The sequence below is a fragment of the Sphaerisporangium viridialbum genome, assembly GCF_049674955.1.
Taxonomy (GTDB): Bacteria; Actinomycetota; Actinomycetes; order Streptosporangiales; family Streptosporangiaceae; genus Sphaerisporangium; species Sphaerisporangium viridialbum.
Window position 1 is genome coordinate 6,042,129 of record NZ_CP187232.1, and the last position, 14,490, is coordinate 6,056,618.

The following is a 14,490-nucleotide window of genomic DNA, read 5'->3' on the forward strand; positions in this document are numbered from 1 at the left end:
CTCCGGCCCCTCAGCTCGCGACCCGGGGTGCCCGGTCGCCGATGGCGCCCTCGAGCAGCTCGAACAGGTCGTGGGTGACGCGCTTGAACTCGTCGGTGAACTGGATCTCGCCCAGGTGCTCGGCGCGCGGGCGCGGCAGCTCGATGACCCGGTCCTCGGCCACGCGACCCGGGTTGGGCAACATCACGATCACGCGGTCGGCCAGCAGCACGGCCTCCTGCAGGTCATGGGTGACGAAGATGACCGTCTTGCGGCTGTCGCCGCCCTGACGCCGCTCCCAGATCCGCAGGAACTCCGCCTGCAGAGTGAGCTTGGTGCGGGCGTCCAGCGCGGCGAACGGCTCGTCCATGAGCAGGATCGAGGGGTCGGCGGCCAGCGTCCGCGCCAGCGCCACCCGCTGACGCATGCCCTGCGACAGCTGCAGCCGGTACTGGGACTCGCGGCCCTTGAGCCCGACCAGGTCGAGCATCTCGCGGGCCCGCTCCTGGCGCTCCTTGCGCATCCAGCCACGGGTCTCGAGCGGCAGCTCGACGTTCTTGCGGGCGCTGCGCCACGGAAGCAGCGCGTCCCGGGCGAACATGTAGCCGATGTCGAGGTTCGGCAGCTCGGGCGCCTTGCCGGCCAGCCTGACCTCGCCCTGCGTGGGGTGGACCAGGCCGGCGAGCATGTTCAGGATCGTCGTCTTACCGCAACCGCTCGCACCGACGAGCGCGACGAACTGGCCGGCCTGGATCTCGACGTTGACGCCTTTGAGGGCCACGACCTCCTTGGACGTGGAGGCGGCGCCGTCCCCGGCCCGCTGCCCCTGGAGCCGGAACACCTGATTCACGTCCTTGAACGAGATCAGCGGGGATGCTCCGGATTCGACGGTGGGTTCGACCGTCATGGTCGGCCTCCCTTGAGTCTTGGCTGCCAACGTCACCAAGTCCCTCTCAACTTTCGGAGTCGGCTGATGCACATGGCGGAAACACCGCAAATTGCTCTTCAGTGGTCTTCGAAGTGGCCGGGGTCATGTGACAAAATCTCACGTTAAACGCTAGATGGCAAGCATTATCCCGGATTCTACGGTCAACTTCGCAGTTCAGGACCATGCCGCCGTACGGATGACCACGGGGATCCCGGCCGCTTCCTTGCTTGTGGTGGCGCGGTCCGGGTCCGGGGCGACGCGGTGGCCGCCCTGGGCCCGGCCTGCCGGATGCCGGTCCCGGTCAGGCTTTGGGAATGACCACCAGGGAGTCCCAGGACGGCTTCGGCTCGGCCTTCAGGATGCCGAGGGAGACGTACGCGTCGAACGTCGCGGTGAGCGTGTCCTTGTCGAGCTCGGTGGAGTAGTCGCTGTAGACCTGGTCGACGACGAGCCCGGCGACCTCCGGGCTGACCCCGGTGTCCTTCGCCAGTACCGACGTGCTGATCTCCCGGTTCGCCGGGTCCTGGATGAACTTCACGGCTTCGCCCATGATCTCGCAGAACGCCTTGGCCGTCTCGGGCCGCTCCTCCAGGAACTTCGTGGGCGCCACCCAGCCACTGCCGTAGTAGTCCTTGTAGGTCTTGGGACCCTTCGCCATGTACAGCAGCGGCTTGCCCGACTTCGCGTTCATGATGAACTGCGTGCCGGTGGGGTTGACCTGCGCCGCGTCGACGCTGCCGTTGCCGAGCGCCGCGATGGCGGCGCTGCTGCCTCCACCGAGGTTCACATAGGTGACGTCCTTGACCCCGGCCTCCGCCAGGGCGGCCGCGAACATCAGCTGGAGACCCGACCCGACCGGCGTCTGGATGCCGATCTTCTTACCCTCCAGGGCCTTCAGCACCTCCTGCCAGCCGGCGCCTTCATCCGTCGACGGGAGCTTGCTGTCCTTCGGAGCCATCATCGTGGTCTGGAGTACGTTGATGCCACCGCAGAAGAACGCGCCCTTGGTACCGGCCTGCCAGCCCTGACCAAGCGTGCCGACGGTCACCTGCCCGATATCGGACTTCGTCGCCACCAGCCCCTGCATGCCTTGCATGCTGGCAGGCTGCTCGGTGATCTCGAGCTTGATTCCCCGGGCCTTGAAGAACCCCTGCTGTTCCGCGATCATCACCGGCAGCCGGTAGGACTGGGCCGGATACATCATCACGCGGATGGTCTCCGTCTTGTCCGCACCCGCGGACGGGGCTTCCGACTTGTCACCGCCGCAGGCGACGAGCCCGATGGCCGCGAGCAGGCCGACCGAGGCGAGAGCGAAGCGGGATTGCATTCTTGTACGCACTGGAACCTCCACTGGTCACACCCCCATGTGACGACCGTCTATGGCGATTGAGCATTTCACGTTCAACGGTAGGTAACAACGTTTTAACGCCGCGAAATTCGACACGAAATGGACACGAGGTAGTGTGGCCGGGCGAGCGCCTGTGCGACCGCGCCCGCCGGTGGCCAGGCGCCCACCCGCGGGAACACGGGGCGCGGCTCCCGGCCCGGTGAGCGACAGACCCACCCGAAACGCCAGTCGGGCAGGTCCTCCAGGAGACCTGCCCGACCCGCGTTCACCACGAGGGGTGCGCCCCAGTGCAGGCTGAACAGTGCGGGCCGCACCCGCCGGAGCCACGAGCGGCCGGCGTACCGCGGACAAGCACCTCAGTGCAGGCTCCACCCGCCGTCGACCGGCAGGGTGATGCCCGTGATGTAAGAGCCCGCGTCCGACGCGAGCAGCAGCAGCGCGCCGTACAGCTCGTGGGTCTCCCCGACACGGCCCATGGGCGTACGGGCGAGCACCTTGGCCGTGCCCACCTCGGACGCCAGGAGCGGGTCGGTCAGCTCCGAGGAGAAGAAGCTCGGAGCCAGCGAGTTGACCCGGATACCGCGCCGGCCCGACCACTGCATGGCCAGATCGCGGGTCATCCCGTTCATGCCGGCCTTCGACGAGGAGTAGGCCACCTGGGGGATGTCGCCACCACTGATGCCCAGCGCCGACGACACGTTGATGATCGAGCCGCCGTGCTTCGCCGCGATGCAGTGGCGGCCGAAGGCCTGGGCCATGTAGTAGGCGCCGGTCAGGTTGATGCCGATGACCCGGGTGAAGTCCTCCGGGTCCTCCTTGTGCGCCGGGGCGGCGTGGCCGACACCGGCGTTGTTCACCAGGATGTGCACATCACCGAGCTGCTCGACCGCCGCGTTGACCAGGGCATTGCAGTCCTCGACCTTGGAGACGTCGGTCGGGACGGCGACGCAGCGGCGCCCGATCGCGTCGATCTTGCCTTTGACCTCCTGGAGGCGGTCGACGCGACGGGCGCCGAGCACCACGTCGGCACCGGCGTCAGCCAGGGCCTGCGCGAAACCGACGCCGAGGCCGGAGGAGGCGCCGGTGACGACGGCGACCTTCCCGTCAAGCCTGAACTGATCCAACACACTCATGGAAGCTCGAATCCTCTCGAATGGGGGCGATAACCGGTCGGTCGCGGATCACTCGCCGCGGAACACCGGCGCGCGGCGCTCCTCGAACGCCTTGCGGCCCTCGGCGACGTCGGCCGACGCGAAGATCGCCGGCATCAGGTTCTCGCCCTCGCGGTAGTGGCCGCCCGCGGCCTTGTTCAGCGTCCACTTGGTGGCCGCGACCGCCAGCGGGGCGCGCTTGGCCAGACGTGTGACCAGCGCGGTGTACTCCTCGACGAGGGACTCGTGCGGGACGACCTTGTTGACGAAGCCGAGTTCCCGCGCCTCCTCGGCGCTGATGTCGTCAGAGGTGTAGGCCATCCACGCGACGCGCCGGCGCCCGATCATGTCCACACCACGGGTGATCGTGACGGCCGGGACCAGGCCGTGGTTCATCTCTCGCAGGCCGAAGCGCGCCTTGTCGGAGGCGATGGCCAGGTCACAGGCGAGCGCGATCTCGGTGCCGAAGCCGAAGGCGTAGCCGTTGACCGCGGCGATGACGATCTTGCCGAGGCGCTCGATCGCCTCGAAGGGCGCGTGCGCCAGCCGGATGAAGTGGCGGCAGGTGCCCATGTTGTCGAAGGTCATCCCGCCGAGGTCGGCACCGGCCGAGAACGCCTTGCCGTTGCCGCCGGTCAGGACGACCGCGCGCACCTCGTCGTCGTCCTCGAAGGACTGGATCGTCTCGGCCAGCTCGCGGAAGAGCGTCGGACTCCCCGCGTTGAGCACCTCGGGACGGTGCAGCGTGACCACCGCGTAGCGGTCCGCCGGGTACTTCTCGACGTAGAGCGTCTCCTTGTCGACGCGTTCCATGTCAGCCATCTGAGATCGCTCCTCGGTGATATGTTTATCTTTTACGTTAAACGTTAATGCATAACCGGACGATTGCCCGGCTCCCAGGCGGGAGAAGCATCAGGTCAGAGTGCTTCGATGATCGTGGCGTTGGCCATACCGCCGCCCTCGCACATCGTCTGCAGGCCGTACCGTCCGCCCATACGACGGAGGTTGTGCACGAGCGTGGCCATCAGCCGCGCACCGGTCGCGCCGAGCGGGTGACCGAGGGCGATCGCCCCACCGAGCGGGTTGGTCTTGGCCGGGTCGATGCCGAGCTCCTGAGCCCAGGCGAGCACGACGGGCGCGAACGCCTCGTTGATCTCGTACTGGTCGATGTCGTCGCTCGAGAGTCCGGCCTTCTTGAGCACCTGCTGGGTGGCCGGGATCGGTGCGCTCAGCATGAGGATCGGATCGGCACCGGTCACGGTCATCGTGTGCACCCGGGCCAGCGGGGACAGGTTGTGGCGCCTGACCGCGTCCTCGGAGGCGATGACGAGCGCGGCCGCGCCGTCGGAGATCTGGCTGGCGACGGCGGCGGTGATCCGTCCGCCCTCGGTCAGGGTCTTCAGGCCGGCCATCTTCTCCAGCGTGGTGTCCGCGCGCGGGCCCTCGTCGGCGGTCAGGTCACCGAACCGGACGATCTCGTCGTCGAACGCGCCGGCCGCCTGCGCCGCGAGCGCGCGATGGTGGCTGCTGAGCGCGAACTCCTCCATCGCCTCACGGGTGATGCCCCACCGTTCGGCGATCAGCTCGGCGCCGCGGAACTGCGAGACCTCCTGGGGACCGTAGCGGTCGATCCAGCCGGGACCGTTGTAGGGCGCGCCGAGACCCTGCTGCTCGCCTACGATCGCCGGGCTGGAGATCGGGACCAGGCTCATCACCTCGACACCACCGGCGAGGACGAGGTCCTGGGTGCCGGACATGACGCCCTGGGCCGCGAAGTGGACCGCCTGCTGCGACGAGCCGCACTGGCGGTCGATCGTGGTGCCCGGAACGTGCTCCGGGAGGCCGGCCGACAGCCACGCGGTACGGGCGACGTTGGTGGACTGGGCGCCGAGCTGGTCGACGCAGCCCAGGATGACGTCCTCGATGTCGCCGGCGTCGACACCGGCGCGCTCGACGGCGGCCTTGATGGCGTGCCCGGCGAGGTCGGCGGGGTGGACTTGACTCAGACTGCCCTTCCGTCGCCCCACGGGGGTACGGACGGCACTGACGATGTAGGCCTCGGCCATTTCTCGCTCTCAGGGAGTGGGTGTCATGGTGACGACCGTGCGGCCGATGGACCGCCGGTCGGCGAGGAACCCGTGTGCGGCGGCGATCTCCGACGCGGGGAAGATCCGCGCGATCACCGGGGCGGCGCGGCGGTTCTCGAAGAGGTCGAGGACCCGGGTCACGGAGGGACGGACCAGTTCGGGGTTGTCCAGCAGCCACTTGCCAAGCGTGAAGCCCGACACCGAGATGCCGAGCTCGAACAGCGTGTGCAGACGGAACCGGTCGCTGCTGCGGCCACTGCTCGCGCCGACGCTGACCAGGCGGCCGCCGGGCGACACGCACTCGAAGCTGCGGCCGAGGACGTCACCTCCGACCGACTCGAGCACCAGCGGTACCCCGCGACCGCCGGTGACGTCGCGGACCACCTCGACGAAGTCGTCGTCGGTGTAGTTGACGACGACGTCCGCTCCCCACTCCTTGATCCGCTCGGCCTTCTCGTCCGACCCGGCGGTGGCGATGACGCGACCGGCCCCGTATGCCTTGCAGATCTGCACGCAGGCGGAGCCGTAGGCGCCGGCCGCGGCGTGGATCAGGACGTCCTCGCCCTTCTCCAGCCGGCCGAGGGTCACGATCGCCGCGTCCGCGGTGAGGTAGGGGCCGGCGGCACCGGCGGCCTGGGCGTCGTCGAGCGCGTCGGGCACCGGGTAGACCTGGTCGGCCGGCGCGGTCATGAACTGCGCGGCGGCGCCGCCCCGCGGGATCACCCCGAAGACGCGGGCGCCGATCGCGGGACCGTTCGTGCCCGGTCCTGTGCCGACCACCACGCCGGTGAGGTCGTGCCCGGTGACGTAGGGCGGCTCCGGGGCACCGGGATACCTCCCGGCGCGCTCGAGCAGGTCCGCCCAGTTGATCGCGAAGGCGCGCACCTCGATGAGCAGCTCGCCAGGGCCCGGAACCGGGACCGGGATGTCATCCCAGCTCAGAACCTCGGGACCGCCGTGCTCCGCGAAGCGCAGCCCCTTCATGGTCCGGCTCATACCTCGTTCATCCCCGCGGGGATGCCGTCGTTCATGCGGTCGTGGTACTCGGAGATGCCGTAGCCGGTCCGGCCCTGGTAGTCGAGCTTCACCAGGACCTCGGCCAGGCGTGCCACCTCGCCGTCGCGACGGTTGCGCAGCGGGACGTTGTGGTAGACGGTGCCGCTCGCCTCGACCGTCTCCCCCGATTCGGTGCACATGGAGACGCGCATCGAGGTCGGATAGTAGGGCGCGTCGCCGTACTCGCTCTTCACGGTGACCTTGTTGACCAGCTCGACGACGCCGTCACGCAGGACCATGCCATTGCCCGGCGCCTGGGTGTCACCGATCTTCTGGCTCCAGGCCACGAAGCCGTTCTTCTTGTCGGCCATGCAGGAGATCCAGCGCCAGTAGTGCGGGCCCTGCCACTTGCGCGGGCCCCAGGAGTGGTCGCGGAAGCCGAGGCCGTTGATCTCGCGGCGCTCGCCGTCGACCTCGACCCAGCCCTGGACGCCGCAAGGGCCCTGGTAGTGACCGACCGCGATGCTGTCCTCGGCGCCCTGGATGCCCGAGCCCCCGCCGAGCCCGTAGACCGGGACGACGTTCTCGTAGTGCAGCTCGAGCCTGACCGGGACGATCGGGCTCTCGGTGAACGCCTTCTTCGGGTTCTCGAGGTCGGTGCCCCTGCCCAGCAGGTACGAAGTGCCGTCAAAGGTGACCTTGATCTTCCGCAGCGGCTCGACGACCTCGAACTTGAGACCCGCCGCCTCGAACCTGTCGTTGGCGCTGATCTTCGCCCTGTCGAAGCGGATCGCGGCCTTGCCGCCAGGCAGATAGAGCAGGACGGTGACTTCCGCGTGTCCCTCGTTGACGCGGTTGCCCATCCTGATGAGCACCGCGAAGCCGGACTCACCGTCCACGAAGTTGTAGTAGGCCGACTCGTTGAACTGCGGGTGATCGGTCGGCTCGTGCATGTACTCGTCTTCGGCGAGGATCGGTGTGATGGCCATGCCCCATTTCACCCTTCACGTTAGATGTTATGCAATACTCTAACGGAGATTTTTGACGTTGTACGTCACATCTTAGGAGTTGGAGACTCTATGGACCCGAGGCCCCCGAAGGACGCGGCCGTGCCCGGCCAGGAGGTGCGGCTCGGCTTGATGCTGGCCGGCGGTGGCGGGATGACCGTGCCCGACATGGCCGAGCTCGCCGCACGTGCCGAAGGAGCCGGGTTCGACGGGGTCTACGTGGCCGAGGCCTGGCGATCCGGCTTCGTTCCGCTGGCCGCGATGGCCGCGCGGACCGAGCGGGTCACGCTCGGTCCGTACGTGCTCAACGCACACGCCCGGACACCGGTGATCGCCGGCATGAGCGCCGTCGACCTCGACGAGGTGTCCCAAGGCCGCCTGGTGCTCGGCGTGGGCAGTGGCAACAAGGTCACCAACGAGAGCTACCAGGGCGTCCCCGTCAGGCGGCCACTGCCGAAGATGCGGGAGTACGTCGAGCTCATGCGGCTCGTCACCCGCGCGCGGCGGGGTGAGCAGGTCGACTACGACGGCGAGATCCACCGGATGACGGGCTGGCGCTCGCAGGCCGACCCGTTCCGCGCGTCAATCCCGATCCACCTCGCGGCCACAGCGCCTCGGATGACCCGTCTGGCGGCGACCATCGCCGACGGCATCGCGCTCGGCACCCTGCAGTCGGCCGAGTTCGTCGCCGAGATCGCGGCCTCCTGCCGGCAGATCTCCGGCCGCGACGACTTCGGGGTCATGATGGCGACGCTGGTCGCCGTCGATGAGGACCCCGAACGGGCCCGCGACGCGGCCCGCGCGGCCGTGGTCAACCTGTATGCCGGCAAGCCTCACCCCCACTACGACTCCCTGCTGCGCCAGCAGGGCCACGAGCGCGTCGCCGACGATGTGGACCGGCTCGTCCGCGACGGCGACCTTGACGCGGCACGCCGCGCCGTCACCGACGAGGTGGTCGACCAGCTGGTCGTGGCGGGGACGCCCGGGGACTGTATCGCCCGGATCCACGAGTACGGCCGCAGTGTCGACGAGGTGCTGTTCGTCAACGTGAGCGGTATGCGCTACGAGGCGGGGAGCGTCGCCGATGCCCGGCGGGCCTTGCTCGACTCCTACCAGCCGCTGCTCGAGCTCGGCACCCTCGCCGCGACGGGTGCCTGAAATGCGACCCCCGAAGTGCGAGACCGTCTTGTCCATGGCCTGTATTTGACCATGGACGTTAGATGTCATACAAGAGGTTCTTGCGTTTACTTAACGCTTCACGTTAGGTTCGGCCGTACCGTACTGCCCCGGATCCGAAGAGGTGCCTATGCGACCGTCACCGGATGAACTGCTGGCCAGCCTCCGCCTCTCCTTGAACGAGACCCTTCTCCCCAAGATCGAGGACCGCTGGGCACGCTACACCGGCACCGCGATGGACCTGGTCCTCCAGCACCTCCAGCTCCGCCTCGCCGGTGAGACGGACGCGCTGGACGCCGACAGCGCGGACATGATCGCCATCCTCGCGGCGATCGGGGGCCGGGCCGCCGCCCTGGGCGCGGAGTCCGGCGCGGACGGCCCCCGGTGGGGAGAGCTGGCCGACCTGGCGCTCTCACCCGCCCCCGATCGGGCCACCCGCGATCTCGGCGAGACGACCGCGCGCAATGAGGAGCTGCGCGGCAGCGTCGTCGCGGTGATGCGCTGGCTGGACGAGACCGACGCGCGAGACGAGATCCCCGCCGTGCGGGAAGTGAGGGACGAGGTGCACCGGCTGGTACGACGCCAGGTCGACCGGACCAAACCGATGGTCGAGCCGCTGTTCATGTCGTTCGGGCCGGTGGCGTCATGACCGCCGCGCAGAGCCCGGTCGCCGGGCTCGACACCGGCCTCGTCCGCGCCTACCTCCGCGACCGGCTCGAGGCCGAGTCGCTCGACATCACCTCGCTCAAGCGCAACGTCGGCGGCATGTCCCGGGAGACCTGGTTCGCCGGTGTCACCGGAGTCCGCGACGGCGCGCCGTTCACCGACGCGCTGACCTTCCGCGTGGACCACCCGGAGGGCTCCGTCGTCCCGGTCGGCCTGGAGCGGGAGTACCGCACCTTCGCCTCGCTGACCCCGACGCAGGTCCCGGTCGCCGAGGCGCTGTGGTACGAGACCGACGCCTCGCTGATCGGCCGGGCCCCGTTCTACGTACGCCGCACCGTCGCCGGCTCGGCGTCGGCCGGGAAGCTGTTCGCCCCGGGCAACGAGGAGATGCGCCGCCGGATCGGCGCAGGTCTCGCCGAGAAGCTCGCCGCCGTGCACACCCTCGACTGGGACGGCGCCGGGCTCGGTGAGTTCATGGCCGTGCCGCAGCGCCCCGAGGACTGCGCCCTGCTGGAACTGGCCCATTACGAGGAGGCCTACCGCGCCGCGGACCCCGAGCCGATGCCCGTGGTCGAGGCGCTGTTCTCGTGGCTGAAGCGCAACGTGCCGGCCGAGGTCCAGCGCACCTCCCTGGTGTGGGGCGACGTCGGCATCGGCAACTTCATCTACCGGGGCGACCAGGTGGTGGCGCTCACCGACTGGGAGCAGGCCCACCTCGGCGACCCGATGAAGGACTGGGCTTCGGCCCTGTGGCGGGGCGCGGACGCGCTGCTGCCGCGCGAGGAGATGTTCGAGGTCTACGAAAAGGCCAGCGGCCTGCGGATCGACGAGGACCGGATCAAGTACTACTCGGTCTTCATCGACGCGGAGTACGTCTGCACATCGTTCCCGCTGCTCAACCAGTTCGGCCCGGACGAGACGCGCGACGCCACGTTCGCCCGCCTCGGCATGGGCGTTCCCTACATGTGCATGGACCACGGCCTGCGCACCATCGGCTACTGAGCCGCCCGTCCCGAAGGAGCTCTCCTTGTCACCGGAACAGAACTCGGCCTTGGTGACCTCGCTCACCGACCGGGTGGGAACGATCGAGCTGAACCGGCCGGAGCAGCGGAACGCCCTCACGGTCGAGCTGGTGGAATCGCTCGGGGCGGCGGCCGCGTCCCTCGTCGAGCGGGGGGCTCGTGCCCTCGTACTCGCCGGGCGGGGCGCCACGTTCTGCGCCGGCGCGGACCTGTCCCTGGTCGGCCGGGCCCTTGCCGGGGACCCGGCGCCCGTCCTCACCCCCCTGGTCGCGGGGTTGCACGGCTCCATCAAGCGGCTGCGCGGCCTGCCGGTCCCTCTGATCGCGGCGGTCGAGGGCCCCGCGGTCGGGGCCGGTATGGGCCTCGCCCTCGCCGCCGACCTTCGCGTGGTCGGCAAGGGCGCCCGGCTGGTCCCCGGCTACATGGGCATCGGGGCGTCCCCGGACGGGGGTGTCTCGTACTTCCTGACCCGGATGCTCGGCTCGTCCCGGGCGGTCTCGCTGCTGCTGCGCAACCAGCCGGTCGGCTCCGACGAGGCGGTGACGCTCGGCCTGGCCGAGTCCGTCGTCCCCGACGGCTCGGCACTGGAGGAGGCCCGGCGGCTCGCCGGGACGCTGACCGCGGCGCCCCCGCTGGCCCTGCTGCGGGTGCGCGAGCTGGTCGACCGGGCGACGGTGCTGGGGCTCGCGGAGCAGCTCGACCTGGAGCAGGAGCGGATCACCGAGCTGTGGGAGACCCACGACTTCACCGAAGGCGTGCGGTCCTTCCTGGAGCGGCGCCCACCTCGATTCCGCGGCGACTGACCCCCACCGGCGCGGGTGCGGGCCACCCCGCACCCCCCAGAACGCACGTCCGCCCGTGGTCTCCCCCGGTCACGGGCGGACGTGCCCTCCCGGCCACTCCGGTCACTCCGGCTCCGGCCGCTCCGTCCGTGCCGACAGCTCCGACAGCTCCGTGCGCAGCTGGTGCTTGAGCACCTTGCCGGTGACGTTGCGCGGCAGCCCGTCCACCCTGACCCACCGGCGCGGGACCTTGTAGCCGGCCATCCGCTCCCTGGCCCAGGTGCCCAGCTCGTCGTCCGGAGGGGCGGCACCGACCACGACGGCGGTGACCACCTGGCCCCACTTGGGGTCCGGCACGCCGACCACCGCGAGTTCGGTGATGTCCGGGTGCTCCACCAGCACCGCCTCCACCTCGCGCGGGTACACGTTCTCCCCGCCGGTGATGATCATGTCGTTGCGCCGGTCGGTGATGTGCAGGTAGCCGCGGTCGTCGCGGTAGCCCATGTCACCGGTGTGCATCCAGCCACCGCGCAGCGCCTCCGCGGTGGCCTCGGGCCGGTTCCAGTAGCGCAGCATCACCGAGGGGCCGCGGCAGACGATCTCGCCGACCTCGCCCCGGGCGACCGGTACGTCCTCGTCGTCGACGACCATGACCTCGAGCGACGCCGCCTCCGTACCCGCCGAGGCCAGGCGCTCGATGTCGGCCGAGTCGTGGTCGGCGGGGCGCAGGATGGTCTGCCCGCCTGTCTCGGTCATGCCGTACTGCTGGTGGAAGCCGCAGCCGAAGCGTTCCAGAGCCCGGCGCAGCGGCCCGGGCTCGATCGACGAGCCGCCGTAGATGATCAGGCGGAGGGCGGACAGGTCGATCCCGTCGATGGCCGGGCTGTCGAGCAGCATGGCGATGATCGTGGGGACCAGGACCGTGGTGGTGACCCGCTCGCGCTCCATGGTGCGCAGCGCGAGAGCGGGCTCGAACTCCGGCAGCATCACCACCGTGGCACCGACGAGGGTGTGCGCGTAGGCGAGGAACGCGGCGATGTGGAACATCGGCAGGCTGGCCTGGTGCACGTCGCCGGACCGCACCTCCAGCTCGACCGCGTTGACCATCACGCGGGCGGTGAACCCGAGCCGGTCGATGACGGCACCCTTGGGCGAGCCGGTGGTTCCCGAGGTGTACAGGATCGTGGCGGGCAGCTCGGGATCGTCCGGATCGGCGGCAGGCCCGGCGCTCGCGGCCTCCAGCGCGGCGTCGTACGAGGGGATCTCCCGCGGGCCGCCTAGCCCGAGCACGTTCGCGATCCCGGCCTCACGGGCCAGCGCGGCCCCCCGCTTCTCCTCGCGACGGCCCACGACCAGCAGGGACGGGGTGCAGTCGGTGAGAATGAAGTGCAGCTCGCGCTGGGTCAGCCTGACGTTCAGCGGAACCAGGGCGAAGCCGGAGCGCAGGCACGCGGCCTGGATCTCCAGGTACTCCGGTTCGTTGGCGGAGAGCAGCGCCACCCTGTCACCCCGCCGCAGGCCGGCTTCCCGGAGGACGGTCCCCAGCCGCCCCACCCGATCGTCCAGCTCGGCGAAGGAGATCCGCCGGTCATCTCCCACCACCGCCGTCTTGTCCCCGAACCGGGTCGCCGCCGCGCGGACAAGATCGAGATAACGCATGTCACCACCCGCCTCACACAAAAAATGAATCAACACATTACGTTCAGCGTTAGATTAAGTTACAGTGACCGCATCGAGAGCACCAGGGGGGCGGACCCGGCTCCCTGAACGCGAGGAGTAGCTGGATGCTGGTCAGCGACATCGTTCGCCGCAACGCCATGTTCTTCGGAAACGAGCCGGCCGTCGTGGTGCCGGGGGGCGCCACCAGTTCCTGGGCGGACCTGGATGTCCGCACCGACCGGTTCGCGGGCGCCCTGACCGCCCTCGGACTCGCCAAGGGCGACCGGCTCGCGATCTTCGCCCCGAACTGCGGAGAGTACGTCGAGTTCTTCTTCGCCACGGCGAAGTCGGGCGTCATCGGCGCGGCCACCAACATCCGCCACGCGGCGTACGAGATCTCCTCGTACCTGTCCTACGTCGAGCCGGTCGCCGTCCTGGTCCACGCCGACCTCGCCGAGACCGCCCGCGCCTGGCTGCCCGACGTGCCCTCGGTCAAGCACGTCATCGGCTTCGGCGGCGACCACGGCTTTGACCTGGACCTGGAGCGGCTGATCGGCGAGGCCCCGGCCGGCCCGCCGGCCGTCACCGTCGACGAGGACGACATCTACCAGCTCGGCGCCACCAGCGGCACGACCGGAGTCCCCAAAGGCGCCATCCTCACCCATCGCAACGCGATCGCCGCCATGCTCAACTGGCTCGCGGAGCTGCCGATCCCCGAGCGCGGCACCGCGCTGCAGTGCATCCCCCTCTTCTTCAACCCCGGCGGCCCGGCCGGGCTGCACCCGGTGATGATGAAGGGCGGCCGCACCGTGGTCCCCCCGGCGTTCGACCCGGCCGAGTTCCCCCGCCTGGTCCAGGAGTACGGGGTCACCAATACGATCATCGTTCCGACGATGGTGCAGATGGTGGTCTCCGCGCCGGGCATCGAGAACTACGACCTGTCCTCCCTGCGCGGCATCATCTCCGGCGGCTCACCGTTCTCCGTCGAAACGCTCAAGCGGGCCCGCGAAGTCGTCGGCGACGTCTTCTTCCCCTTGTACGGCATGGCCGAGAGCTACTCGTGCGGCGCGGTCCTGCGCCCCGAGAACCAGTTCACCTCGGGCAGCGAGGAGCAGGTACGCAGACTGTCCTCGGTCGGCAAGCCCTACGTCCTGATCAAGCTCCGCGTCGTCGACCTGGAGGGTCACGACGTGCCGCACGACGGCAGCACCTCGGGCGAGATCTGGCTGAGCGGTGACTCGATCTCCCCTGGCTACTACCGGATGGAGGAAGAGACCGCCAAGTGCCACGAAGGCGAGTGGTTCAAGACCGGCGATCTCGCGGTCGTCGACGCCGGGGGCTTCATCACGATCGTGGACCGGCTCAAGGACATGATCATCACCGGGGGCATCAACGTCTTCAGCATCGAGGTCGAGCGCGTCCTCCAGGACCACCCCGAGGTGGAGCACGTGGCCGTCATCGGCATCCCGCACGAGACCTGGGGCGAGGCGATCCACGCGATCGTGCGCCTCCGCGACGGGTCGGCCCTGACCGAGGACGAGCTGATCGCTTTCGCCGCCGGGCGCCTGTCGGGCTACAAGAAGCCGCGCTCGGTCGAGTTCGTCGACGCGCTGCCCATCAGCGCCACCGGAAAGATCCTCAAGAAGGAACTGCGCCGGGCCCGGGTGAAACCCGGCCGCCCCTGACCCC

The 14,490-nt window shown here is 69.4% G+C and carries 13 protein-coding genes; 5 read left to right on the forward strand and 8 right to left on the reverse strand.

Translation table 11 applies throughout. From position 1 onward, the window contains the following. Positions 1-10: 10 nt before the first annotated feature. The 7 genes from ACOZ38_RS27105 to ACOZ38_RS27135 form a co-directional block, all read right to left on the reverse strand. Complete coding sequence (locus ACOZ38_RS27105; protein WP_424533974.1) at positions 11-886, reverse strand: ABC transporter ATP-binding protein; 876 nt, start codon at positions 884-886, stop codon at positions 11-13. Between the two features lie 322 nt (positions 887-1,208). Further along, positions 1,209-2,246, reverse strand: coding sequence for an ABC transporter substrate-binding protein (locus ACOZ38_RS27110; protein ID WP_424533975.1), 1,038 nt, complete (start codon positions 2,244-2,246; stop codon positions 1,209-1,211). 365 nt (positions 2,247-2,611) lie between these two features. Beyond that, complete coding sequence (locus ACOZ38_RS27115; protein WP_424533976.1) at positions 2,612-3,388, reverse strand: SDR family NAD(P)-dependent oxidoreductase; 777 nt, start codon at positions 3,386-3,388, stop codon at positions 2,612-2,614. Between the two features lie 48 nt (positions 3,389-3,436). Then, positions 3,437-4,228: an enoyl-CoA hydratase/isomerase family protein gene (locus ACOZ38_RS27120; RefSeq protein WP_424533977.1), complete on the reverse strand. Its 792-nt coding sequence runs from the start codon at positions 4,226-4,228 to the stop codon at positions 3,437-3,439. Between the two features lie 95 nt (positions 4,229-4,323). After that, the gene (locus ACOZ38_RS27125) at positions 4,324-5,472 is read right to left on the reverse strand and encodes an acetyl-CoA C-acetyltransferase (RefSeq protein ID WP_424533978.1); all 1,149 of its coding nucleotides are present in this window, start codon (positions 5,470-5,472) and stop codon (positions 4,324-4,326) included. Positions 5,473-5,481: 9 nt separating this feature from the next. Further along, positions 5,482-6,489 (reverse strand): quinone oxidoreductase family protein, encoded by a 1,008-nt coding sequence (locus tag ACOZ38_RS27130; protein ID WP_424533979.1) that lies wholly within the window; start codon positions 6,487-6,489, stop codon positions 5,482-5,484. Beyond that, entirely contained in the window at positions 6,486-7,478 is a 993-nt protein-coding gene (locus ACOZ38_RS27135; RefSeq protein ID WP_424533980.1) for a DUF7064 domain-containing protein, read from the reverse strand. The genes ACOZ38_RS27130 and ACOZ38_RS27135 overlap by 4 nt, the downstream gene beginning before the upstream one ends. A 90-nt stretch (positions 7,479-7,568) precedes the next feature. Here ACOZ38_RS27135 and ACOZ38_RS27140 point away from each other — a divergent pair, with 90 nt between their 5' ends. The 4 genes from ACOZ38_RS27140 (at position 7,569) to ACOZ38_RS27155 (ending at position 11,163) form a co-directional block, all read left to right on the forward strand. Further along, positions 7,569-8,654 carry an LLM class flavin-dependent oxidoreductase gene (locus tag ACOZ38_RS27140; protein ID WP_424533981.1) on the forward strand — a complete coding sequence of 362 codons (1,086 nt, stop codon included), beginning with the start codon at positions 7,569-7,571 and terminating at the stop codon, positions 8,652-8,654. A 193-nt stretch (positions 8,655-8,847) separates the two neighbouring features. Then, positions 8,848-9,321: a hypothetical protein gene (locus ACOZ38_RS27145; protein ID WP_424533982.1), complete on the forward strand. Its 474-nt coding sequence runs from the start codon at positions 8,848-8,850 to the stop codon at positions 9,319-9,321. Beyond that, the gene (locus ACOZ38_RS27150; RefSeq protein WP_424533983.1) at positions 9,318-10,340 is read left to right on the forward strand and encodes a phosphotransferase family protein; all 1,023 of its coding nucleotides are present in this window, start codon (positions 9,318-9,320) and stop codon (positions 10,338-10,340) included. Before ACOZ38_RS27145 ends, ACOZ38_RS27150 begins: the two co-directional genes overlap by 4 nt. Positions 10,341-10,365: 25 nt before the next feature. Then, entirely contained in the window at positions 10,366-11,163 is a 798-nt protein-coding gene (locus tag ACOZ38_RS27155; RefSeq protein WP_424533984.1) for an enoyl-CoA hydratase/isomerase family protein, read from the forward strand. 102 nt (positions 11,164-11,265) lie between these two features. Here the strand turns inward: ACOZ38_RS27155 and ACOZ38_RS27160 are convergent, their stop codons facing one another. After that, positions 11,266-12,801 carry a class I adenylate-forming enzyme family protein gene (locus ACOZ38_RS27160; RefSeq protein WP_424533985.1) on the reverse strand — a complete coding sequence of 512 codons (1,536 nt, stop codon included), beginning with the start codon at positions 12,799-12,801 and terminating at the stop codon, positions 11,266-11,268. A gap of 125 nt (positions 12,802-12,926) precedes the next feature. On the opposite strand from ACOZ38_RS27160, the gene ACOZ38_RS27165 reads away from it, so the two are divergent. Beyond that, complete coding sequence (locus tag ACOZ38_RS27165) at positions 12,927-14,486, forward strand: class I adenylate-forming enzyme family protein (RefSeq protein ID WP_424533986.1); 1,560 nt, start codon at positions 12,927-12,929, stop codon at positions 14,484-14,486. Positions 14,487-14,490: the final 4 nt, after the last annotated feature.

Excerpts from the sequence above, each read along its gene's own strand:
- ACOZ38_RS27105 (WP_424533974.1), bottom strand. The coding sequence starts at position 886 with ATGACGGTCGAACCCACCGTCGAATCCGGAGCATCCCCGCTGATCTCG.
- ACOZ38_RS27115 (WP_424533976.1), bottom strand. The coding sequence starts at position 3,388 with ATGAGTGTGTTGGATCAGTTCAGGCTTGACGGGAAGGTCGCCGTCGTC.
- ACOZ38_RS27120 (WP_424533977.1), bottom strand. The coding sequence starts at position 4,228 with ATGGCTGACATGGAACGCGTCGACAAGGAGACGCTCTACGTCGAGAAG.
- ACOZ38_RS27125 (WP_424533978.1), bottom strand. The coding sequence starts at position 5,472 with ATGGCCGAGGCCTACATCGTCAGTGCCGTCCGTACCCCCGTGGGGCGA.
- ACOZ38_RS27130 (WP_424533979.1), bottom strand. The coding sequence starts at position 6,489 with ATGAGCCGGACCATGAAGGGGCTGCGCTTCGCGGAGCACGGCGGTCCC.
- ACOZ38_RS27135 (WP_424533980.1), bottom strand. The coding sequence starts at position 7,478 with ATGGCCATCACACCGATCCTCGCCGAAGACGAGTACATGCACGAGCCG.
- ACOZ38_RS27140 (WP_424533981.1), top strand. The coding sequence starts at position 7,569 with ATGGACCCGAGGCCCCCGAAGGACGCGGCCGTGCCCGGCCAGGAGGTG.
- ACOZ38_RS27150 (WP_424533983.1), top strand. The coding sequence starts at position 9,318 with ATGACCGCCGCGCAGAGCCCGGTCGCCGGGCTCGACACCGGCCTCGTC.
- ACOZ38_RS27160 (WP_424533985.1), bottom strand. The coding sequence starts at position 12,801 with ATGCGTTATCTCGATCTTGTCCGCGCGGCGGCGACCCGGTTCGGGGAC.
- ACOZ38_RS27165 (WP_424533986.1), top strand. The coding sequence starts at position 12,927 with ATGCTGGTCAGCGACATCGTTCGCCGCAACGCCATGTTCTTCGGAAAC.